The following is a 21,425-nucleotide window of genomic DNA, read 5'->3' on the forward strand; positions in this document are numbered from 1 at the left end:
GGAAACAATAAGCGCCATACACGGCGCAGTGGCATCGGCCCGCCAGGCGTCTTTGGCGACGCAAGGCCAGTCAAGGCAGATGAAGGTCAGGGGTGGGAGCCGAAAAACCCACTGTCATAAAGGGTTTTCTTCGTCCCCGGCAGAGAGCCGGTGTTGCGGGCAACTGGACCCGGCAACGTTGACATTGTCGCATGAGTCGATAATCGGTGGTTTGCCGCGCCCGGATGCGTTGTTCTGGCGCCCGCGCTTTTCCCCCAATTTCCGCTACCCAAGGTAACTATCCACAGATGGCTCAATACGTCTATTCGATGAACCGTGTCAGCAAGACCGTGCCGCCCAAGCGGCAGCTCTTGAAGGACATTTCGCTCTCTTTCTTCCCCGGCGCCAAGATCGGCGTGCTCGGCCTCAATGGCTCGGGCAAGTCCACGCTGCTCAAGATCATGGCGGGTGTGGACAAGGAGTTCGAGGGCGAGGCGCTGCCCATGCCGGGCATGACGATCGGCTATCTGGAGCAGGAACCCAAGCTCAACCCCGAGCACACGGTGCGTGAATCGGTCGAGGAGTCCATGGGCGCGGTGTTCGCGGCCAAGGCGCGCCTCGAAGAGGTGTACATCGCCTACGGTGCCGAAGACGCCGATTTCGACGCGCTGGCCGCCGAGCAGGCCCAGCTCGAAGCCATCATCGCCACCGCCGGCACCGATTCCGAGCATCAGCTCGAAATTGCCGCCGACGCGCTGCGCCTCCCACCGTGGGACGCGAAGATAGGCTTGCTGTCGGGCGGTGAAAAGCGGCGCGTGGCGCTGTGCCGCCTGCTGCTGTCCAAGCCCGACATGCTGCTGCTCGACGAGCCGACCAACCACTTGGACGCCGAATCGGTGGAGTGGCTCGAAGTGTTCCTGCAGCGCTTCACGGGCACCGTGGTGGCCATCACCCACGATCGCTACTTCCTGGACAACGCCGCCGAGTGGATCCTGGAAATGGACCGCGGTCGCGGCATTCCCTGGAAGGGCAACTACAGCACCTGGCTCGAGCAGAAGGGCGAACGCCTGGCGCAGGAGCAGAAGAGCGAAGAAGCCCACGCCAAGGCACTGAAGAAGGAACTGGAATGGTCGCGCCAGAACCCGAAGGCACGCCAGGCCAAGAGCAAGTCCCGCCTCGCCCGCTTCGAAGAGCTGAGCGACATGGAATACCAGAAGCGCAACGAAACGCAGGAAATCTTCATTCCTGTGGCCGAGCGGCTGGGCCAGCAGGTGTTCGAGTTCCACGGCGTGAGCAAGTCCTTCGGGGACCGCATGCTGATCGACAACCTGAGCTTCACCGTGCCGCCGGGCGCCATCGTCGGCATCATCGGCCCGAACGGCGCCGGCAAGTCGACGCTGTTCAAGCTGCTCGCGGGCAAGGAACAGCCGGACGCCGGCAGTGTGGTCATCGGCTCGACCGTCAAGGCGGCTTTCGTCGACCAGCACCGCGACGAACTCGCCAATCAGAAAACCGTGTGGGAAGACATCTCGAACGGCCTGGACATCATCAACGTCGGCAAGTTCCAGATGGCCAGCCGTGCGTACGCGGGTCGCTTCAACTTCAACGGCGCGGACCAGCAGAAGAAGGTCGGCACGCTGTCGGGCGGCGAACGCGGCCGCCTGCACCTGGCCAAGACGCTGATCGCCGGCGGCAACGTGCTGATGCTCGATGAACCGTCGAACGACCTGGACGTGGAAACCCTGCGCGCGCTCGAAGACGCGCTGCTCGAGTTCGCCGGCACGGTCATGGTGATCAGCCATGACCGCTGGTTCCTCGACCGCATCGCCACGCACATCCTGGCCGCCGAAGGCGACAGCCAGTGGACCTTCTTCGACGGCAACTACCAGGAGTACGAAGCCGACAAGAAGAAGCGCCTGGGCGAAGAAGGCGCCAAGCCCAAGCGCATGCGCTACAAGGCCCTGAAGTAAGCCTTAGCCTGTTCCAGGCTCGTTCAGGCTGCTTCCAGCGAAGCGCGCGGTTCCGCAAGGGGCCGCGCGCTTTTTTCATCGTCGGCCGCGAACACCTCGCGTGCCGCGGCAAGGCCGTTCAGCGCCGCCGGAAAGCCCGCGTACACGGCCATCTGCATGATGACCTCGACGACTTCGGTGCGCGTCACGCCCACGTTCAGCGCGCCCTGGATGTGCACCTTCAGTTGCGGCGCCGCATTGCCCATGGCCGTGAGCGCGGCCACCACAGCGATCTCGCGTGCGCGCAGGTCCAGGCCGGGGCGCGAGTAGACGTCGCCGAACGGAAACTCGATCAGCAGCCGGGCGAAGTCCGGTGCGATGTCGGCCAGGCTCTCGACCACCTTGACGCCGCCTTCGCCGTCGATTTCCTGCAGCTTGGCCAGGCCGCGTACGTAGCGCGTGTCGTCATGGCCATCGGGTGCTTGTGTGTTCGTCATCGCTCGCTTTTCCTTCCGGGGCTTTGCCCGACAAAGGAAGACGCCGGCCCGGCTGCTTCGGCTGGTTCAGCTTCTTCGACCCGTTCTCGACCGCACGGTAGTGGTCGATCTTCAGCGACAGCGCCTGCATGGATTGCTGCAGCGCCGCCACCTTGGCCTGGACTGCGGCGAGGTGCTGCTCGAGCATCTCGCGCCGTTCGCCGACGCTGGCGTCCCCCTGGCTTCGAAGCCTGGCGAAGGCCTGCATGCCCTGGATGGGCATGCCGGTCTCGCGCAGGCGCAACAGGAAAGCCAGCCAGTCCATGTCGGCGCGCGCATAGCGGCGCTGGCCGCCCGGTGCGCGCGGCACGGCGGCGATCAGGCCGATGCGCTCGTAGTACCGCAGCGTGTAGGCCGTGAGGCCCGTGCGCTCGGCGACTTCCGCAATGGTCAGACTGGTCAGGCTGGTTTCCATGGCGTCGATTCTCGAAATTAGAGCGCGCTCCAAGTCAAGCGCCCGGCCGAACTATTTTTGCGCGGTGGCCGCGTCGGCCTCCGGCGTGCCGCGCGCCAGCACCCGCTTGCGCACCGCGTAGATGTTGTTGCGCAGCGCGTAGAGCTCGTCCGCGTACGACAGCGGCACCGCCACCTTGTTCACCGTGCGGTCGAGCTGGTCGAGGTCGTCCAGCAGCGCCTTCTGGCCGCCTTCCTTCACGTCGGCCTTGGCGTCGACCTTCGCCTCGATGTCGCGCAGCCGCGCATACCAGCGGAACACGCGACGGCGAACGCGGAACTGGTACAGCGGCGGCACCACGCGGCTCAGCGGCAGCATCAGCACCAGCAGGCCGCCCAGCACCAGCCACATGCGCTCGATGAGGTTGCTGGCCCAGAAGGGCAGGTAGCGCTGCCACACCGGCGGCGTGCCGTTGATGGCGCGGTCGCCCTCGGGGCTCACCGGCAGTTCGCTGGTGCGCGTGTTCGGAAAGTCGCGCGCGCGGTTGAACCAGCCCGCGCCGCTGTGCACCGTTTGCGCGGCCTGCGCGAACAGCTGGCGCAGGGCCGGGTGGGTCTCGTCGCGCGACAGCAGCGAGGTGGTGGCCGCGAGCAGCGCCACGTCGTGCGGCGGCAGGTCTTTCGACAGGTCGACCACGCCGCGCGGCAGCGTCACGGCCGACAGGAACGGAAAGCGCCGCGAGTACGCATCGGCCTGGCCGAAGTCCATGAGCTTGATGTCGTCCGAGCGCAGCAGCCGCTGCACCTGCGGCGACTGCGGCGCCGACGACAGCACGATGGCGTCCAGCAGGCCCGCCTCCAGCGCCGCGGCGGCCGCGCCTTGCTCCAGGTTCGACAGCAGCAGGTCGTCGGGCCCGAGCTTGTTGGCCTTGAACAGCCGTTCCATGATCTCCGGCAGCCCGCTGCCCTGCAGGTCGACGTTCACGCGCAGGCCGCGCAACTGCGTGAGCGAGCTCAGCGTGGCGGTCTTGCGGTCGATTTTCTGCGCGGTGTCGGCGCGGTAGAACAGCCACACCGGCTCGAAGAACAGGCTGCCCAGCGAGTTGAGCCCGGCCTCTTCGTCGGCCTTGGGGTCGGCGCTGCCGCCGCGCACGAAGCCCACGTCGGCGCCGCCGTTGCGCAGCAGCTCCAGGTTCTCGGTCGAGCCCGAGGTGGGCTTGAGCTCGACCTCGATGCCGGTGTGCTTGAGCGCCTCCGCGTAGCGCTTGCCGAACTGCGCGTAGGCGCTGCCCGTGGGGCCGGTGGCCAGCGTCACGTGCTTGGGCGGCTGCGGCTGCAGGTACCAGTAGGCCGCGACCAGCAGGCCGATGACGAGGAACACGATGGGCCCCGCCGAGGCAATCAGGTCCCGGATCGACAGCAGGATCAGCTTGAGTGTCTTGGGCATGGCCATGGTGTGTGCCGTTGTCGGTTCGTGTGCTCAGCCGCGCGGCGCGCCGAGGTCCGCCACGCAGGGAATGTGCAGTTCGCCCACCGTGACGGTGCGCGCCGCGTGCACCGCGCGCAGCGTGGCGATGGCCACGGCCTCGGCCGCCATGGTGCTCAGCACGGTCATGCCGGGAGCGTTGCCTTCGAGCGGCACGCGGCCGGTGGCCAGCGCGAACAGCGTGTCGCCGTCGCTCATGGTGTGCACCGGGTTGATGGCGCGCGCCAGGCCGTCGTGCGCCACGGTGGCCAGCCGGTTGGCCTGCACCTTGGTCAGCACCGCGTCGGTGGCGATCACGCCGATGGTGGTGTTGGTGCCCGCCAGCAGCGGCTTGGGCAGGTCGCCGCGCAGCAGGGCGCGGCGGGTGTCGAGCAAGGCGGTGCCGTCTTCGGTGCGCGCGCCGGCCACGGGCTGGCCGGTGTTGTGGTCGATCACGTCGCCCAGCGAGTTGACGGCAATCAGGGCGCCCACGGTCACGCCGCCGACCGTGACCGACGCGGTGCCGACGCCGCCCTTCATCGCGCGGTGCACGCCGAAGAGCTTGCCCACCAGCGCGCCGGCGCCCGCGCCCACGTTGCCTTCGGCGGGCGCCGCGGTGCTCGCGGCCTCGCAGGCGGCGTAGCCGGCGGCGGCGTCGGGGCGGATGCGCGCGTCGCCCATCGGCAGGTCGAACAGCACGGCGGCCGGCACGATGGGCAGGGTGCCGAAGCGCACGTCCATGCCGATGTCGCGTTCTTCCATCCAGCGCATCGCGCCTTCGGCCGCCGCCAGGCCCCAGGCGCTGCCGCCCGCGAGCATCACGGCGTGCACCTGCTGCACCAAATTGCCGGGCGCGAGCAGGTCGGTCTCGCGCGTGCCGGGCGCCGCGCCGCGCACGTCCACGCCGCCCACGGCGCCGTCGCGGGCCATGATGACGGTGCAGCCGGTGGGGCGGCGCGTGTCCGAGAAATGGCCGACTTCGATGCCGGCGACGTCGGTGATGGCACCGGCGGACGAAAGAGAGGGAGCAGGAGTGTGGGAGAGGGCGGACATGGCGGCCGATTATGGGACCGCACCCTCTACGATCCAGCGCATGACAGTTGCAAGAAGTTTCTCCGTGGGCGGCATTGGCGGCGCTGGCGGCAATGACGGTGCGCGCCGCCACGTGGTCGTGATCGGCGCGGGCGCCGTGGGCAGCGCCACCGCCCTCGAGGCCCTGCGCGCCGGCCTGCGCGTGACGGTGCTGGAGCCCGGCGAGCCGGGCGGCCCGCAGGCCACGAGCTACGGCAATGCCGGCTGGTTGTCGTCGCACTCCGTGGTGCCGCCCGCGTTGCCCGGCGCCTGGCGCAAGGTGCCCGGCTGGCTGGCCGACCCGCTCGGTCCGCTGGCGTTGCGCTGGCGCTACCTGCCGCGCGCAGCGCCCTGGCTGCTGCGCTACCTGGCCTCGGGCTGGACCGAGGCGCGCGTGCAGCGCACGGCCGACGCGCTGCGCACCCTGCTGGCCGATGCGCCCGCGCTGCATGCGCGGCTGGCCGCCGAAGCCGGCGTGCCGCAGCTCATCGAGCAGCGTGGGCTGCTGCACGCCTACCGCTCGCGCGAGGAGTTCGAGGGCGACGCGCTCGGCTGGCGCGTGCGCGGGCGCACGGGCGTCCGGTGGGAGGAATGGTCGGCCAGCGAACTGCGCCGCCGCGAGCCCGACCTGGACGCGCGCTACACGCTGGGCATCTACGTGCCGGAGGCCGGCCACTGCCGCAACCCGGGCGCCTACGTGGCCGCGCTGGCGCAGCATGCGCGCGACGGCGGCGCCGAGCGCGTGGCCGCGCGGGCCACGGGTTTTCGCATCGAAGGCGTGCGGCTGCGCGCCGTGCGCACCGAGTCGGGCGAAATCGCCTGCGACGCGGCCGCCATCTGCGCCGGTGCGCGCTCAGGCCCGCTCGCCGCGGCCGCTGGCTCGCCCGTCCCGCTGGAGTCGGAGCGCGGCTACCACGTGGTCGTCGAAGACGCGAAGGCGGGACCGCGCACCCCGGTGATGGTGGCCGACGGCAAGCTCATCGCGCACTGGATGGACGGCGGCCTGCGCGCCGCAGGCCAGGTCGAGATCGGCGGCCTGGAAGCCGCGCCCGACTGGCGCCGCGCCGAGATCCTGCACAAGCACCTGCAGTCGATGTTTCCGGGCTTGGCGAGCGCGACCGGCACGCCGTCCGTCAAGCAGTGGCTCGGCCACCGGCCCAGCCTGCCCGACGGGCTGCCGTGCATCGGGCCGGCACGCGCCAGCGCCGACGTGGTGCTGGCGTTCGGGCACGGCCACGTGGGGCTGTGCGGCTCGGCGCGCACGGGGCGTGTGGTGGCGCAGTTGCTGGCGGGAGCGGGAGCGGGTGCGGGGCCCGAGATTGCGCTGGCGCCGTTCGACCCGCAGCGCTTCAGCGTGTAAGGCGATGCGCTTCTAGGAAAAAGCGTCGGGCGATGGCGGCCAGCCTGCCGGGTCGCGCCGCTGGTGCTGGCAACTCAGCACCACCAGGCGATCCGTCTCGACGATGTAAAAAATGGAATACGGAAAGCGCTTCAGATGTGTTCTGCGAACGTCTTCCCAGACCAGAGGTGCGCCTTCAGGCTGACGTGCAATCCGGTGCACCACGGCCTCCAGGCTGCGGGCGAATTCCGCGCCCAAGCCGGGGCGCTGCGACTCGTACCAACTCTGGGCCTCTTCCAGTTCGCGCGCTGCGCTCCTCCGAAAAAAGACGTTCGGCAAGGTCAGAGCTTCAATGATGTCTTGACGTCGGCCCAGGACACGACCGCTTGCGGGTCGGCGCGGTGTTCAGCGCGACGAAGCGCCACTTCTTCCTGTTCGCGGGGGCTTAGCTTTCGTGCCTCGACATCCCGTGCAACGCTGTCCCAGAGTTCTTCGGCCAGCTCGATGCGTTCCGCCACGCTCAGCGAAGAAAGAGCCTGCTGCAGATCGGAGCTTCCCAATTCGATCTCCCAAAGAGTGGATCAACGCTTCATTCTATGCACCGACGCCGAAGGCGCCGCAGTGGTCAGTTCGCAGGCACCATGGACATCACAGTCAACGCCCCGTCGACCTTGTCCGCCGTGAACTGCACCTTGTCGCCGGCCTTCACCTTGCCCAGCAGTGCCGGGTCGGTCACGCGAAACACCATCGTCATGCCGCTCATGTCGAGGTTGGGAATGTCGCCGTGCTTCAGCGTGATCTTCTTCGCGTCGGTGTCGACCTTGCGGACTTCGCCTTCGACGGAAGGCAGTGCGGCCTGCGCGAACGCGGCGGCTGCGAGCAGGGCGGTGGAAAGTGCGATGGCGAGCTTCTTCATGAGTTGGTTTCCTTGGTCGGTGAGTGAAAGATCCGGTGGGTCGGTTCAGCGGTAGCTTTGGTACACGCGCGTGCTGCCGTCGGCCAGCACGAGCAGCACGTCGTAGGGATCGCGCTGGTCGCCGTAGGCGGGGCCGTCCATGCCGGGCGAGCCGACCGGCATGCCGGGCACGGCGAGGCCGACGGCCTGGGGCTTTTCCTTCAGCAGGCGCTGCACCTCGCTTGCCGGCACGTGGCCTTCGATGGCGTAGCCGCCCACCTGTCCGGTGTGGCAGGAGCCCAGCTTGACGGGCATGCCCAGCCGGGCGCGCGCGGCGGCGTTGCCTTCGTCGTGCACGCGGGTGGCGAAGCCGTTCTTGTTGAGGTGCTTCACCCAGTCCTGGCAGCAGCCGCAGTTTGGGTCTTTCCAGATCTCGACCATCGGCGCGGCGGCCAGGGCGAGGGGCGTGAAGGGCAGGCTCGCGGCCAGCGCCAGCAGGGTTCGTCTTTGCATGGGTGGGTTCCTTTCAGAAAAATCAGTGGTCGTGGGCGCCATGGCCCGAGGGCTTGCGCACGGTGGCGTCGGGCTTGCCGCCCGAGCTGCTGTCTTGGGTTTCGGGCGCGCTGCGCGTGGCCGTCGGCACGTCGGCGTTCGGCACTTCGCGCGCCACGGTGCCCGGCGGGTGCTTGAACCAGCCGGGGTCACGGTAGTCGCCGGGCTTCTGGTCGCGCCGCACCTTCAGCAGCGTGAACATGCCGCCCATCTCGGCCGCGCCGAAGGGGCCGGTGCCGGTCATCATGGGCAGGGTGTTGTCGGGAATGGGCATCTCCATGCCGCCCATGTCGGCCATGCCCTTCTCGCCCATGACCATGTAGTCGGGCACCAGCTTCCTGATCTTCTCGGCCACGCCCTTGTGGTCGACGCCGATCATGGTCGGCACCTCATGGCCCATGGGCCCCATGGTGTGGTGCGCCTTGTGGCAGTGCAGCGACCAGTCGCCTTCCTCGTCGGCGATGAATTCCATCTGCCGCATCTGGCCCACGGCCACGTCCACCGACACCTCGGGCCAGCGCGCGGTGCGCGACACGGGGCCGCCGTCGGTGCCGGTCACCTCGAACTCGTGGCCGTGGATGTGAATCGGGTGGTTGGTCATCGTGAGGTTGCCCACGCGGATGCGCACGCGGTCGCCCTTGCGCACGTTGAGCGTGTCGATGGCCGGGAACACGCGGCTGTTGAAGCTCCAGATGTTGAAGTCGGTCATGGTGTTGACCTTGGGCGTGGCGCTGCCGGGCTCCACGTCGAAGCTGCCGAGCAGAAAGCAGAAGTCGCGCTGCACGGGGTCGATGAGCGGATGCTTCTCTTTCGGGTGCGTGACCCAGAAGCCCATCATTCCCATGGCCATCTGCACCATCTCGTCGGCGTGCGGGTGGTACATGAAGGTGCCGGGGCGGCGTGCGGTGAACTCGTAGACGAAGGTCTTGCCCGGCGGAATGTGCGGCTGCGTGATGCCGCCCACGCCGTCCATGCCGTTGGGCAGGCGCTGGCCGTGCCAGTGCACGGTGGTGTGCTCGGGCAGCCGGTTGGTCACGAAGATGCGCACGCGGTCGCCCTCGACCACCTCGATGGTCGGGCCCGGCGACTGGCCGTTGTAGCCCCACATGTTGACCTTGAAGCCGGGCGCCATCTCGCGCACGACGGGCTCGGCGACGAGGTGAAACTCCTTCACGCCTGCGTTCATGCGCCAGGGGAGCGTCCAGCCGTTGAGGGTGACGACGGGGTTGTAGGGCCGGCCGTTCGGCGGCACCAGGGGCGCCGCGGTGGCGGTGGAGCTTTGCGAGACCGGCTCGGGCAGCGCGGCCATGGCCACGCGGCTGACGGTGGTGGCGGCGACCGCGGTGGCGGCGCCTGCGAAGAAGTTGCGGCGGTTCATGGTGTTGGCTCCTTCCGCTTCCGGGGGAAGGTGGGGATGGGGGCTGGGCTGCGTTGGATGAGGTGGCATTGCTGGTGCTGATGCGGGTTCGGGTGTGAGCGGCTCATTCGGTGGCCCCTCCTGCCGCAGCGGCCTGCAGCGCCGTCATGCCGCCGGGCGAACTGCCCGTGAGCACCAGTTGCAGGTCGACGTCGGCCAGCCAGAAATCGCGCTGCGCCTCGATGCCCGCATTCACGACCAGCATGCTGGCGCGCGTTTCGCCCAGCAGCTCCCACACGCTCGCGAGCATGCCGTTGTAGCGCAGCACCATCTCCTCGTTGACTTTCTTGCGCAGCGGCAGCACTTCGTCGCGGTAGCGCCGGGCAATGGCGTAGGCGGTGTTCCAGCCCTGCCAGGCTTCGCGCGCCTCGCTCGCGGCCAGCACGCCCACGTCGCGAACCCGCGCGGCCGATTGCAGGTACAGCGCCTCGGCGCGGCCGTTGCGGGCCTGGCCCCAGTCGAAGAGCGGAATGGGCAGCGCGAGCTCGAAGCCGCGCTGCGTGCGGCGCGAGCGCTCGGGGCCGTCGTCGAACTTGCTGTTGCGCGCCACGCCCAGCTCCATCGCGTCGACGACGCTGGTGGCGCGCGTGAGGCCGAGCGAGCCGGCCACGGCGGTGTTTCGCGCTTGCGCCGAGCGCACGTCGAGCCGGTCGCGCAGCGCCAGCGCCTGCACGTCGCCGAGTTCGGGCGCGGCCTTGGGCAGCGGCGGCAGGCGGTCGGGCAGGGTGTAGGCGGTGCGCTCGCCGCTCAGGCCCAGCAGGCGGTTGAGCTGTTCGCGCGAGGCGAGCGCGGCCTGCTCGGCGCGCGCCAGCTGCGCCGCCGCATCGGCCAGCAGCAGCTGCTCGCGCGTGCGCTGCAGCGCGCTCCAGTTGCCTGCCTGCGCCATGCGGTGCGCGAGCTCGGCCCCGGCTTCGGCGGCGTCCTTCGCGTCGCGCAGGTACACCACGCTCTGCTGCGCCGCCACCGCGCGCACCCAGGCGCGGCGCGTGTCGGCGGCCAGTGCCAGCACGCTCTGCGCGGCCTGCAGCTTAGCCGACTCGTGCCGCTGCCCGGCCCAGCGCGCCTGCCATGGCAGCGTGAGCAGGCCCACCACGTTGAAGCTGACGAGCCGGTCGATCTCGCGCTCGCTGCCCTCGGTCAGGCGGCTGAAGGCGAACACCGGGTTCGGCAGGCTCGCGGCCTGCACGCGGTCGGCGTCGCTCAGTTGTAGCGTCGCGAAGGCGTCCTGCACGCGCGGGCTTTCGAGCAGCGCGATGCGCACGGCGGCCTCGGCGTCGAGCGGCTTGGCGAGCAGCGCGTCCACGCGCTGGCGCGAGGCTTCGTCGGGCGTGCGCTGGGCCGTGGCGCCCGCCATGAGCGGGTTGGCGCCGACCAGCGCCTGAACGTCGGCGCTGCCGCCGTCCGGCGACAGGCTGGCGCAGCCGGCCAGCACCGCCGCGGCGGCCAGCGCGGCGGCTGGCCTGATGAATGAAATGCCGCGGGTGCGTGCGCCTGGCGTGCGCGGGTCGCTACCCGGTGCGGGGCGACGGATGCCGGCCAACGGCCAGCCAACAAAGGGGTTCACGCTCGATCTCCATGAGCAATACGACCAACGCCGCGAGCCTCGAAGGGCTCACCGCGGACGGACTACGGGCAGGGAGATCAGGAAATGGGTGGCTTCAGGCCCTGGGCGGGCTCTGCGCTGGCGAAGCGGCTGGCGTGTGCGGCGGGCGCCGCCTGGGGGGCGCCGTGCACGGTGTCGATCAGGGGCATGCCGCCGAGTGCCACCGTGTGGCAGACCTGGCAGGCGGTGCAGGTGCCGCAGCCCTGGTGGTCGGCGCCGCCGGTGGTGTCGTGGCTGGCGTGGCCGGCAGGGCTGTCGGACATGTCCATGGCCATCTGCATGCCGGCGTCCGCGTCCGTGGCGTCCATGGCTTCCATCGCCTCATGGCAATGGGCTTGCGTGGCCATCGTGGCACCCGAGGCCGCAGAAACCGTCGAGACGGAAGCCACCGGCAGCGAATGCCGCGCCATCTCCAGCGCCATCGCGTCGCCTAGCCAGCCGCGAATGGGCAGCAGGGCGATCATGAGGGCGAGCAGCAGGGTGCGCATGGGGCCGGATGATAAACGCGGGTGCTAAGCCACCAGCTGCCCGCGGGCCTTGTCCACCCACACCTGCAGGTTGTCGAGCAGGTCCTTCTGGCTGAACGAGCAGCTCTCCTCGCTGAACAGCGCGCTCGACTCCAGCCGGTCGAGCAGGTTCAGCAGCACCTCCGCGTAACGCGGCGGCAGGGCGCCCAGCAGCTCGGTGCTGGCGCGGGCCTCGTTCGACAGCGCGGTGATGGGTCCGCTTCCGCCGTCCCGCAAGGCCGTCACGCGCGTGGCGATGGCGTCGAGTTGCAGCGCCGCGCTCATGGCGTGCTCCTGCCGGGCGGCGGCAGCGACAGCTCGCGCTCGCGCATCAGGTCGCGCAGCACGTCGGGGTAGTCCGTGATGATCCCGTCGGCGCCCGCGTCCATCAGGCGCAGCATGTCGGCGCGCTCGTTCACGGTCCAGGGCAGCACCTTCATGCCGAGCTTCTGCGCTTCCTTGATGACGGCGGGGGTCAGGTCGGCGTAGGCCGGCGACCAGACGACGGGGCCAGGCCCATTGGCCGCGGCCGCCTTCACCAGCTGCGGCGTCGACGCGTAGCCGGCCGCGTCGAGGCCCGCCGTCCAGCGGCTGTCCTTCAGCGTGCGCGGCGTGGTGAGGTAGGCGCGCGGCAGCTGCGGGGCCAGCTGGCCGACCAGCGCCAGCGTGCGCCAGTCGAAGCTCTGGATGGTCACGCGTGCGGCCATGCCGGCCTTGTCGATCTCGGCCAGCAGCGCACGCACCATCGGCTCGGGCGCGGCGGTTTCGGCCGGCCTGGTCGGGTCGATCTTGGTCTCGATGTTGAAGCGCACCGTGGCCGCGTTCGCGCCGCGCGCCTGCACCTGCGCGAACAGCGCGGCCAGCGTGGGAATGCGCTCGCCGTCGCGCGGCTGCTGCAGCGCGAACTGCTTGCCGTAGTTGCTGCCCGGGTTCAGGCGGCCCACGTCGTAGGTCTGCAGCTGCGCCAGCGTGAGCGTGCGAATGGCCGCGCCGCTCTTCGGCGCCAGCCAGTTGCCGCCGGCGTCGCGCGTGTGGTCGGGGTTGAGCGAGGTGTCGTGCGAGATCACCACCACGCCGTCGGCCGTGAGCCCGATGTCGAGTTCCAGCGTGGTCACGCCCAGGTCGATGGCGTTGTTGAACGCCGCCAGCGTGTTCTCGGGCGCCAGGCCGCGACCGCCGCGGTGGGCTTCGAGGTCGAAGTGCTGCTTGGCGGCGGGCACGACGGCCGCGCAGCCGGTGATGCCGGCAAGCCCGGCAATCCCGGCGAGGGCGCTGGCGAGCACGACAGTGGAAAGGCGTGTGAATTTCATTTGAGCTGGACCTTGATTCCGTTGTCTAGCACCGTGATGTCGCCGATCTCGTAGGTCTTGCGCCCGACCGTGAGTTCGTCGGCCGTGAAGCTGCGCAGCACCTGGCCCTGCAGCAGCTCCTGCGCCACCACCGCGCCCACGCGCTGCAGGCGTTCGGCGTCGCGGCCTTCCACGCCCTGCAGCTCCAGCCGCTCGGCCTTGGGCTGGTCCAGCCGCAGCGCGCGGGTGGCGGCGTCGTACTTCAGCGCGCTGCTCACCGCCACCACGCCCTGCACCGGCGAGGCCGCCAGCAGGGGGCTCGCGATGGTCAGGGCGGCGGTGATGGTGGCGCGGTTGGTAGCGGCGTCCAGGCCCAGCTGCGGGTCGCGCAGCCCGACCATGAAGAGCTCGGCGTAGCGCTCGGCCACCGGAAAGCGCTTGGCGATCTGCGCCTGCAGCTCGTCGCGGGTGGCGGTGTATTCGCTGGTGAAGAAGTTGAAGCCGGCCAGCGCCGCGAACGGGGCCTGGAGCGCGGCGGCGCCCAGCAGCACGCGCAACAGGTGGCGGCGGGCGGGCACGGGCGGGGGGAGGGAGGGGGAGAACGAAGGGCGGATGTTCATACGGTTGGCGAGCTTGCCACAGCCCGGTGAAGCTGGTGAAGCCCGATGCACCCAGGTGCAGCGCCCGAGCGAGGGGCGGCTGCATTTTCTGCCGCGGCCGCGCCCCCCGGGCCCGTTCAGAGCGCCCGGCGCCGGGCGTAGCGCACCACCGTCACGCCCGGCTTGGCTTGGCGGGTCGATGGCATCACCAGCACGCAGTCGTCGTACGGCGTGGCCACGGGCTCGCCGTCGTTCCAGCCGATGACGGTGCCGGCCTTTGCAATCACCTCGAGCCCGGTGAAGGGCTTGGCGAAGCGAAAGTCTTCGCTGCGCGCGACCACGGGGCCGGTCACGTCGAGCGCCCACTGGCGGGGCGCGTCGGGCTGCAGCCAGCCGGGCAGCGCCTGGGCGATGGCCGCGTCGTCGAGCGTGCCGGCCGCGCGCAGGAAGCGCGCGCACTGGTCCTGCGCCACGGTGCGGCTGGCCGGGTCGCCGTGGAAGCCGCATTCGACCAGCAGCGCCAGCGCGTCGCTGGCCGGGTCCGCGTCGGCTGCGCCGAAGCGCCCGAAGTCGCGCATGCGCACGCCGTCCTTGTGGCCCGCGTCGATCACGATGTGCTCCGGGCTGCGCAGCTGCCGCGCCAGCACCAGGTTGCGCGGCAGCACGCCGGTGAGCGTGAGCGGGGCGGAGGGCTCGTGCATCGAGTGCAGGTCGAGCAGCCAGTCGGCCTGCGCCATGTGCGGCTGCAGCGCGGCGGCGCGGCGGCGTTCGCGCGTGCCGCCGGCCTCGAGCCGGTCGGCGGACCACTGGCGGTTGAGGTCTTCGTCGGTGAAGCGCGAGGCGTCGGCGTCGGTGGGGTCGAAGCGCTCGAAGGCCTCCAGGTTGCAGAAGGCCAGCGTCAGGCTGCCGCGCTGCGGGCGCACGCCGGCTTCGAGCAGGCCCTTGAGCGCCCAGGCGCCGCACACCTCGTTGCCGTGCACCAGCGCGCTGATCATCACGCGGTGCCCGGTCTGGCCCGAGTCGAAATGCCAGACGCCTTCGGTGCCGGTGTTGCCGGCGCGCCAGGCGGAAATGTCGGGTGCGGGGAGTTCGAAAGTGGACGCGGACAAGCTCATTCCTTGATGTTGGCGAATTGCACGATGTTGCGGTATTTGTCGGTTTCGGTGACAAGGAAGCGGTCGATGTCCAACGGCGCCAGTGGGACGACCGAGCTGGTCGCCTCCATCTTCTTGCGGAAGTCGGGCGACTGCAGCGTGTCGTCCAGCGCCTTCTTCAGCCGCGCCACCACCGGCTCGGGCAGCCTGGCCGGCCCCATCAGCGCGAACCACACGCCGATGTCCATGCGCTTGAGCGCCGGGGTCTCGCCCAGGGCGGGCAGGTCCGGCGTGATGGCCGAGCGCTTCGCCTCGGTGGTGCCCAGCGCCACCAGCTTGCCGCTGCGGATGTAGGGCAGCGCGCTGGACAGCACGAACATGCCGAAGTCGATGTTGCCGCCCATCAGGTCGTTGGTGAGCGGCGCCACGCCGCGGTAGGGCACGTGCGTCATGAACACGCCGCCCTGCTGCTTGAGCGTTTCGCCCGCCAGGTGCAGCGACGTGCCCACGCCCGAGCTGCCGTAGCTGTACCTGGCCGGGTTCTTCTTCAGCAGCGCGAGCAGATCGCCGGCGGTTTTCACGCCCACCGCCGGCGTCGCCACCAGCACCAGCGGCTGCGAGGCGACCAGGCCGATGGCGGTGAAGTCCTTCGGCTCGTAGCGCACGCTGGCGTTCACCAGCCTGCTGATGGCGATCTCGTTGTTGGCGCCCAGCAGCAGCGTGTAGCCGTCGGGCGCGGCGTTGGCCACCTTCTGCGCGCCGATGGCGCCACCGGCACCGCCGATGTTGTCGACGATCACCGGCACGCCCAGGCGATGCGACAGCTCCACGCCGAGCGCGCGGCCGGTCAGGTCGGTCGAGCCGCCGGGCGGGTAGCCGACCACCAGTGTGATGGGCTTGGCGGGATAGGCGTCGGCGGCGGAGGCCAGCGAGGGCACGGCGGCAAGCCCGCAGCATGCGGCGAGGGCGAGGCAGGAAGAAAAAGCAAGGGAAAAAGCACGCGGAAGACGCATCGTGGGCCTCGGGTTGGGAGTGGGTGCGCGAATTCTGCGAACCCGCACCCCGCCTCGTGGTGCCGTGCTGGCACCAACCCGTGCCGATTGGGTTGCGCTCAGCGCGTGGCCATGGCGCGCCAGACGTCTTCGGCCAGCGGCCCGAGCCGGCGCTTGGGGCGGTACAGCCGCACCTCGAAGCGCACTTCCATGCGCCGCCCGCCGGTGGGCACCAGCCGGCCGGCCTTGCAGTCGGCCTGCACCATCGACCACGGCAGCCAGGCCACGCCCAGGCCGCGCAGCACGTACTCGTACAGCGCATCGGCCGAGTCGCACTCGATGCGGCGCTTCAGCCGCGGCGCCTGCGGGTTGTTGGCCAGCAGGTCTTCCACCAGCCGGCCCATGGCCAGCGTGCGCACGTAGGACAGAAAGGGCACGTCGCCGGGCGCGTCGAAGCTGTGCGCCGGCTGCCCGCGCGCGTCGGCGCGCGACACCGGCACCAGCTTGTCGGAGGCCACCGTCACATGCGAAAACTGCCGCCCGTCGAGCCGGAAGGTGAGGGCGGAGTGATGAAAGATGAGCGAAAAGTCGACCTCGTCGTGCTCCAGCATGCGCACCGTTTCGGCCAGCGCACCGGTCAGTACGCGCACCTCGCCGCCGCGCAGCACCGGCTGCAGCCGCACCAGCCAGTCGGCCATCACGGTGCGCGCGAGCGTGCGGCCGGTCACCACCGTCACCGTGCGCGCCTGCCGCCCGGCCACGCTCTGCATTTCTTCGCGCGAGCTTTCCACGCCGCGCACCATCTGGCCGGCGTTTTCAAGAAAGCTCTCGCCCGCGGGCGTCAGCGCCACCGGCGAACTGCCGCGCTCGACCAGCGGCGTGCCCGCCCACGATTCCAGCGCGCGAATGCGCCGGCCGAAGGCCGGATGCGTCACATGGCGCAGCTCGGCCGCGCGGGTGAAGCTGCGCGTTTGCGCCAGCACGATGAAGTCTTCCATCCACTTGAATTGCATGGCGCGGCGGGTGTGGTGATCGTCAGTTGCCGAGCGGCTTCACCGCCAGTTCGTAGCGCGCGAAGGCCCGCTCGGCCTTGTGGATCACGCTGTGCAGCGAGAAGCCGAAGCGTTCGTACAGCGCGCGCAGCGGGGCCCGGTCCGCCACGCAGTCCAGCCGCAGAAAGGGGCGGCCCAGCTCGCGTGCGCGCGCCAGCGCAAAGTCCAGCAGCTGCACCGGCACGCCCTGGCCCGACCACGCGCGGCGCACCGCGAGCTTGTGCACATACAGCGAGCTGCCACTTTCGATCTCGGGCCAGAAGTACGGGTCTTCGAGGTCGAGACGCACGACGCCGGCGACATCACCGTTCCTGCGTGCGATGAAGTAGCCGCCGGCATCGGTGTCGCGCTGGATGCGCTCCAGCGCGACGTCGGCCGCCGACCACAGCGGACGCCCTTCGGCGGCGATCCACTGCGCGGCTTCGTTCAACACGGCTGCGACGGTGGCAGCTTCTTCGGGGAGGGCTTGTTGGATCTGCATCGGGGGCGAGCATACCGGCGCCCCGGCGCCCCGGCGCCTCGGCGCCCGTTGCCATCACTGCCAGCGGTAGCGTGCCGTGAGCGTCGCCGTGCGGCGGGTGCCCTGGTAGCACTCGCCGTGGTAGCAGATCGAGTTGTACTTCTTGTCCGCCAGGTTGGAGACGTTGAGCGCGAAGCGCCACGGGCCGCGCTCGTAGTGCGCCACCGCGTCCAGCAGCGTCACGCCGCGTTCGAAGGTGGAGTTCTGCTCGTCGTTCTGGCGTTTGCCCACGTAGCGCACCCCGCCCCCGAAGCCCAGGCCGTTGCCCAGCGTGTAGTCGAGCCACACCGAGGCGGACTGCCTGGGCACCAGCGGCGGGATCTTTCCGACCTCGCTCGCATCGGCGCTGTCGAGCACCTTCATGTCCAGCCAGGTGTAGGCGGCCGCAATGTTCAGGCCCGGGGCGACTTCGCCCTTGGCCTCCAGTTCGATGCCTCGTGAGCGCTGCCTGCCGACCTGGCGTCCCTCGCCGGTCGCCGGGTCGTAGGTGACCACGTTGGTCTTGCGCAGGTCGAATGCCGCGGCGGTGAACAGCGTGCGCGTGCCCACGGGCTGGAACTTGACGCCCACCTCGACCTGCTTGCCGCGGCTGGGCTTGAAGGGTTCGCTGTTGGCGTCGACGCCGCTGTTGGGCAGGAAGGAGGTGACATGGCTGATGTACGGCGCCCAGCCGTTGCCCAGCAGGTAGGTGAGGCCGGCGCGGCCACTGAACGCGCTGTCCGATTGGCGGGTATGGCCCACGTTCAGGTAGTCGTCGGTGAGCTGGCGCACATGGTCCTGCCGCCCGCCGAGGGTGACGACCCAGTTCTCGCCGAACTTGATCTGGTCCTGCGCGTAGAAGCCGGTCTGGCGCGTCGACTGGGCCAGGTTGTTCATCGGATCGGTGGGCGTCGCCACGGCCTGGCCGTAGACGGGGGCGAACAGGTCGAGGTCGGGGGCCGCGCCGATGAAGCGCTGTTGCCTGCCCTTCTGGTCGCTGTAGTCGACGCCCAGCAGCACCGTGTGCTGGACGGCGCCGTACTGCAGCTTGCCCTGCACGCTGGTGTCCAGCGCCGCCAGGTTCACGGGGTTGTTCCAGGTCCTGGCGATGCGCGAGAGCGTGTGCTGGTCTTCGCCGAGCGAGTCGGCCCACACCACGCGCCGGCTCATCTCGATCTGGCTGTAGCGGAAGTTCTGGCGCAGGGTCCAGCTGTCGTTCAGGGCCGTTTCGAAGCGGTAGCCAACGGCGCCGGACGTCTGCTTGAGCTGGCCGAAGCTGTAGTCGCCCACCTTGATGGGGTAGAGCACGTAGTTCTGGGTCAGGTAGTAGGGGTCTTCGCCGGTGCTGTTCCTGAGGTACTCGCCGAACACCGTCAACGAGGTCGTCGCGTTGGGCTGCCAGCGCACCGAAGGCGCGATGTAGCTGCGCGTGTGATTGAGCTTGCGGCCGTCGGGGTAGCGGTCCTGGTCGTTGCTGTCCAGTCCCAGGCCGACCACGCGGTAGCTCAGGTCGGTGTTGTTGCCGACCTGGTCGCCAAGGTCGAACGCCAGCTGCTTGCGCTGGAAGTTGCCGTACTGCAGCTCGATTTCGCGGACGCGATCGCCGGGCTGCTTGCTCACGCGGTTGACGATGCCGCCCGCATCGCCCTTGCCGAAGACCATGGACGACGGCCCACGCAGCACCTCCACGCGCTCCAGGCCGTAGGGCTCGGTGAGGTAGTAGGTGGGCAGGAACGCCGGCTGGCCGAGCCCGTCGCGGTAGATGCCGTTGACGCCGGCTTCGAAGCCGCGCAGCAGGATGTATTCCCAGCCCCGGTTGTCGGGGCCGTAGGTACTGGTCGTCACGCCGGGCGTGTAGCGCACGACGTCCATCACGTCCTGCGCGCCGCGCGCGTCCATCTCTTCGCGCCCGATGATGGAGATCGACTGCGGCACCTCGATCACCGGCGTGTCGGTCTTGGTGGCCGTGGCGCTGACGCGCGCGACATAGCCGGGCACGGGGCCGGTGGCGGTGTCGCGCTCGGCGGTGGCCGTCACGCGCACGGCGGGGAGGGTGGCCGCGTCAGATGGTGAGGCTGGCGGTGGGGGCGTTGCGGGCATCGGCTGGCTGCGCAGCACGTAGCCGCCGTTGTCCAGCCGCACGGCCAGCAGGCCGGAGCCGGCGAGCAGGGTGGCCAGCGCCTCTTGCGGCGTGAACTGCCCCTGCACGCCCGAAGTGAGCTTGCCCGCGGTCTGCTCGGCGACGAAAGTCAGCGGCAGGTTGGCCGCGCTGGCAAAGCTGCGCAGCGCCGGTGCGAGCGGGCCCGCGGGAACGTTGTAGCTCTGGCGGACCGGCTGGCCTTGCTGGGTTTGCTGGCCTTGAAAGGGTGCATTGGCGGGTGCCTGGGCCCGGGCGGGCCCCACCATGCCGGCCTGCGCGCCCAGCAGTGCGAGGCCGCAAAGGGCCGATGCCGAAATTCCCCGAGCTGGATGCTTGTTCTTGTGTGTGTGCTGGCGCCTGTTGGTCGGCATGGTGGTCTCTCGAAGTGATTGCTGAAAAAAAGCCCTCACTTGGTAGGTGCCGCGAGAAATGAAATCGGGCAGGCGAAACCCGAAAAATTCTCAAGAAAGGTCGGCCGGGCTCAGGTCGCGGGTTCCACCGTGGTCCAGTAGCGGGTGCGCAGGCGCACCTGAACCGGCAGCACGCTGGGCAGCATCGCGAGGATGCGATCGGTGTCGCCCAGCGGGAACACGCCCGAGAAGCGCAGGCTGGCCACTGCCGGGTCGCAGCGCAGGATGCCCGGGCGGTAGCGGCCGAGCTCGTCGATGAAGTCGTCCAGCCGCATGTCGTCGGCAATGATCTGGCCGAGCGACCATGCGGAGGTCTGCTCGTTCACCGGAGCGGGTGCGTCGATGTCGCTCGTGCTGAAGGAGGTGCGCTCGCCGGCGCGCAGGAGGCGCGACGGGGCCGAGGCGGCGAGCGGCGTGATCTCGACCGCGCTTTCGAGCACGGCCACGCGGGTGCGGCCCTGGTCTTGCCGCACGAAAAACCGGGTGCCCAGCGCGCGGATGCGGCCTTCGGCGGTGTCGACCACGAAGGGCGGACTGCCGGGCTGCGCGTGGCCGGTGACGATCATCACCTCGCCGGCCACCAGTCGCACCAGCCGGCGCCGGGCGTCGAAGCGCACGTCGATGGCGCTGGCCGTGTCGAGCGTGATGCGCGTGCCGTCGTCCAGCAGCACGCTGCGTTGCTCTCCGGTGCCGGTACGAAAGTCGGCCACCGACTGTTGCCAGGCCTGTGTGCGCGATGCGAGCACGCCCGTGACGCCGGTGGCCCCGAGCCAGAAAAGAGCGCGCATCGCCTTGCGGCGGGCCGGCGCCCGTGCGTGGCCCGCAGACGCGAGCACCGCGTAGGCCGCCGCGGGGTTCAGGCCTTTCAGGCGTGCGGTGAAGCTTTCGATGTGCTGCCACGCGCGCTCGTTGTCGGAGTGGCCGCGCCGCCATTGCTGCCAGCGCTGGCGGTCTTCGTCGGTGGCTTCGCCGGACATCAGCACGGTAAGCCACTCGGAGGCTTCGTCGGCGGCGCGCTCGCCGAAAGGCAGTGCCGCGGCGCTGCTCGTTGTCGCCGGCATCTCAGTCGGCCATGCCGAAGAAGCACTGTCGGTTGGCACGCGAGAGGTACTGCTTCACCGAGCTGGCCGACACGGCCAGCCGTTCGGCAATCTCCGCATAGCTGAGCCCTTCGAGATGGGCCAGCAGAAAAGCTTCCTTCGCCGCGGGCGGCAGGCTGTCGAGCACGCGGTCGACCTGGTGCAGCGCCTCGATGGCCAGCAGCTGTACCTCGGGGGACGGCGCCATGTCTTGCGGCAGGGCGGCCAGCGCCTCGAGGTAGCTCTGTTCAAGCACCTGCCGGCGATGCCGGTGCGCCATCAGGCGCCGCGCGATGGTGGCCAGGAAGGGGCGCGGCTCGCGAATGTCGGCCGTCGCGCCGGTGGTGATGACGCTGACGAACGTGTCCTGGGCCAGGTCCGCCGCGGCAAAGGAATCGCCCAGCTTGCGGCGTAGCCAGGTCTGCAGCCACCCGTGGTGTTCGCAATAGAGCGCCTGCACTTCCTGGTGCATGACCGACTCGGCGGCAGACATGGCATTCCTCTCGGCCAGCGGCCTGGTGTGGATCGATCAATGAGAACGTTTCTCATTAATTTTAGATGAGTCG

Annotated in this window: 23 protein-coding genes; 2 read left to right on the forward strand and 21 right to left on the reverse strand. The window is 69.7% G+C overall.

The genetic code is table 11. The features are described 5' to 3' along the window. The first annotated feature begins 287 nt into the window (after positions 1–287). Positions 288–1,949, forward strand: a complete 1,662-nt coding sequence (gene ettA, locus QTI51_RS33785) for an energy-dependent translational throttle protein EttA (protein WP_116912807.1) — start codon at positions 288–290, stop codon at positions 1,947–1,949. Positions 1,950–1,972: 23 nt separating this feature from the next. On the opposite strand, the gene QTI51_RS33790 is transcribed toward ettA, so the two are convergent. From QTI51_RS33790 to QTI51_RS33805, 4 genes are read right to left on the reverse strand one after another with little or no spacing between them, the layout of a single operon-like run. Continuing rightward, complete coding sequence (locus QTI51_RS33790) at positions 1,973–2,425, reverse strand: carboxymuconolactone decarboxylase family protein (protein ID WP_116912808.1); 453 nt, start codon at positions 2,423–2,425, stop codon at positions 1,973–1,975. Next, positions 2,394–2,879, reverse strand: a complete 486-nt coding sequence (locus QTI51_RS33795; protein ID WP_116912809.1) for a MerR family transcriptional regulator — start codon at positions 2,877–2,879, stop codon at positions 2,394–2,396. Before QTI51_RS33795 ends, QTI51_RS33790 begins: the two co-directional genes overlap by 32 nt. A 51-nt stretch (positions 2,880–2,930) precedes the next feature. Next, positions 2,931–4,310 (reverse strand): TAXI family TRAP transporter solute-binding subunit, encoded by a 1,380-nt coding sequence (locus QTI51_RS33800; RefSeq protein WP_286517450.1) that lies wholly within the window; start codon positions 4,308–4,310, stop codon positions 2,931–2,933. Between the two features lie 27 nt (positions 4,311–4,337). Beyond that, the gene (locus QTI51_RS33805; protein WP_116912811.1) at positions 4,338–5,375 is read right to left on the reverse strand and encodes a P1 family peptidase; all 1,038 of its coding nucleotides are present in this window, start codon (positions 5,373–5,375) and stop codon (positions 4,338–4,340) included. 40 nt (positions 5,376–5,415) lie between these two features. On the opposite strand from QTI51_RS33805, the gene QTI51_RS33810 reads away from it, so the two are divergent. Continuing rightward, positions 5,416–6,753: an NAD(P)/FAD-dependent oxidoreductase gene (locus QTI51_RS33810; protein WP_116912812.1), complete on the forward strand. Its 1,338-nt coding sequence runs from the start codon at positions 5,416–5,418 to the stop codon at positions 6,751–6,753. Positions 6,754–6,765: 12 nt separating this feature from the next. Here QTI51_RS33810 and QTI51_RS33815 read toward each other — a convergent pair whose 3' ends face one another. The 17 genes from QTI51_RS33815 to QTI51_RS33895 all read right to left on the reverse strand — a co-directional run bounded on the left by QTI51_RS33815 (position 6,766) and on the right by QTI51_RS33895 (position 21,352). Then, positions 6,766–7,071 (reverse strand): type II toxin-antitoxin system RelE/ParE family toxin, encoded by a 306-nt coding sequence (locus QTI51_RS33815; protein WP_286517452.1) that lies wholly within the window; start codon positions 7,069–7,071, stop codon positions 6,766–6,768. Positions 7,072–7,073: 2 nt separating this feature from the next. Continuing rightward, positions 7,074–7,292 carry an addiction module protein gene (locus QTI51_RS33820; RefSeq protein ID WP_207786810.1) on the reverse strand — a complete coding sequence of 73 codons (219 nt, stop codon included), beginning with the start codon at positions 7,290–7,292 and terminating at the stop codon, positions 7,074–7,076. 65 nt (positions 7,293–7,357) lie between these two features. Further along, positions 7,358–7,648, reverse strand: a complete 291-nt coding sequence (locus tag QTI51_RS33825) for a copper-binding protein (protein ID WP_286517454.1) — start codon at positions 7,646–7,648, stop codon at positions 7,358–7,360. Positions 7,649–7,693: 45 nt separating this feature from the next. Then, positions 7,694–8,140, reverse strand: coding sequence for a DUF411 domain-containing protein (locus tag QTI51_RS33830; RefSeq protein ID WP_116912816.1), 447 nt, complete (start codon positions 8,138–8,140; stop codon positions 7,694–7,696). A 22-nt stretch (positions 8,141–8,162) separates the two neighbouring features. Then, a complete protein-coding gene (locus tag QTI51_RS33835) occupies positions 8,163–9,557 on the reverse strand; it encodes a multicopper oxidase family protein (protein WP_116912817.1) in 1,395 nt (464 codons plus the stop codon). Between the two features lie 103 nt (positions 9,558–9,660). Beyond that, positions 9,661–11,160: a TolC family protein gene (locus QTI51_RS33840; RefSeq protein ID WP_353506570.1), complete on the reverse strand. Its 1,500-nt coding sequence runs from the start codon at positions 11,158–11,160 to the stop codon at positions 9,661–9,663. Positions 11,161–11,237: 77 nt separating this feature from the next. Beyond that, the gene (locus tag QTI51_RS33845) at positions 11,238–11,687 is read right to left on the reverse strand and encodes a hypothetical protein (RefSeq protein ID WP_116912818.1); all 450 of its coding nucleotides are present in this window, start codon (positions 11,685–11,687) and stop codon (positions 11,238–11,240) included. 24 nt (positions 11,688–11,711) lie between these two features. Then, positions 11,712–11,990: a hypothetical protein gene (locus QTI51_RS33850; protein ID WP_116912819.1), complete on the reverse strand. Its 279-nt coding sequence runs from the start codon at positions 11,988–11,990 to the stop codon at positions 11,712–11,714. After that, positions 11,987–13,015: a glycerophosphodiester phosphodiesterase gene (locus QTI51_RS33855; protein ID WP_116912820.1), complete on the reverse strand. Its 1,029-nt coding sequence runs from the start codon at positions 13,013–13,015 to the stop codon at positions 11,987–11,989. The genes QTI51_RS33850 and QTI51_RS33855 overlap by 4 nt, the downstream gene beginning before the upstream one ends. Continuing rightward, a complete protein-coding gene (locus QTI51_RS33860; protein ID WP_116912821.1) occupies positions 13,012–13,614 on the reverse strand; it encodes a DUF1439 domain-containing protein in 603 nt (200 codons plus the stop codon). The genes QTI51_RS33855 and QTI51_RS33860 overlap by 4 nt, the downstream gene beginning before the upstream one ends. A 116-nt stretch (positions 13,615–13,730) precedes the next feature. After that, positions 13,731–14,702, reverse strand: a complete 972-nt coding sequence (locus tag QTI51_RS33865; protein ID WP_503011570.1) for a M14 family metallopeptidase — start codon at positions 14,700–14,702, stop codon at positions 13,731–13,733. Positions 14,703–14,704: 2 nt separating this feature from the next. After that, complete coding sequence (locus QTI51_RS33870; protein ID WP_116912823.1) at positions 14,705–15,700, reverse strand: Bug family tripartite tricarboxylate transporter substrate binding protein; 996 nt, start codon at positions 15,698–15,700, stop codon at positions 14,705–14,707. A gap of 98 nt (positions 15,701–15,798) precedes the next feature. Next, complete coding sequence (locus QTI51_RS33875; RefSeq protein WP_116912824.1) at positions 15,799–16,692, reverse strand: LysR family transcriptional regulator; 894 nt, start codon at positions 16,690–16,692, stop codon at positions 15,799–15,801. Between the two features lie 22 nt (positions 16,693–16,714). Beyond that, positions 16,715–17,212 (reverse strand): GNAT family N-acetyltransferase, encoded by a 498-nt coding sequence (locus QTI51_RS33880; protein WP_116912825.1) that lies wholly within the window; start codon positions 17,210–17,212, stop codon positions 16,715–16,717. Positions 17,213–17,266: 54 nt separating this feature from the next. Next, on the reverse strand, positions 17,267–19,741 hold the full coding sequence (locus QTI51_RS33885; RefSeq protein WP_286517459.1) for a TonB-dependent siderophore receptor: 2,475 nt from the start codon (positions 19,739–19,741) through the stop codon (positions 17,267–17,269). A 110-nt stretch (positions 19,742–19,851) separates the two neighbouring features. After that, the gene (locus QTI51_RS33890) at positions 19,852–20,841 is read right to left on the reverse strand and encodes a FecR domain-containing protein (protein ID WP_116912826.1); all 990 of its coding nucleotides are present in this window, start codon (positions 20,839–20,841) and stop codon (positions 19,852–19,854) included. 1 nt (position 20,842) lies between these two features. After that, entirely contained in the window at positions 20,843–21,352 is a 510-nt protein-coding gene (locus QTI51_RS33895) for a sigma-70 family RNA polymerase sigma factor (protein WP_116912827.1), read from the reverse strand. Positions 21,353–21,425: the final 73 nt, after the last annotated feature.

Source organism: Variovorax sp. J22G73 (assembly GCF_030317035.1).
Taxonomy (GTDB): domain Bacteria; phylum Pseudomonadota; class Gammaproteobacteria; order Burkholderiales; family Burkholderiaceae_C; genus Variovorax.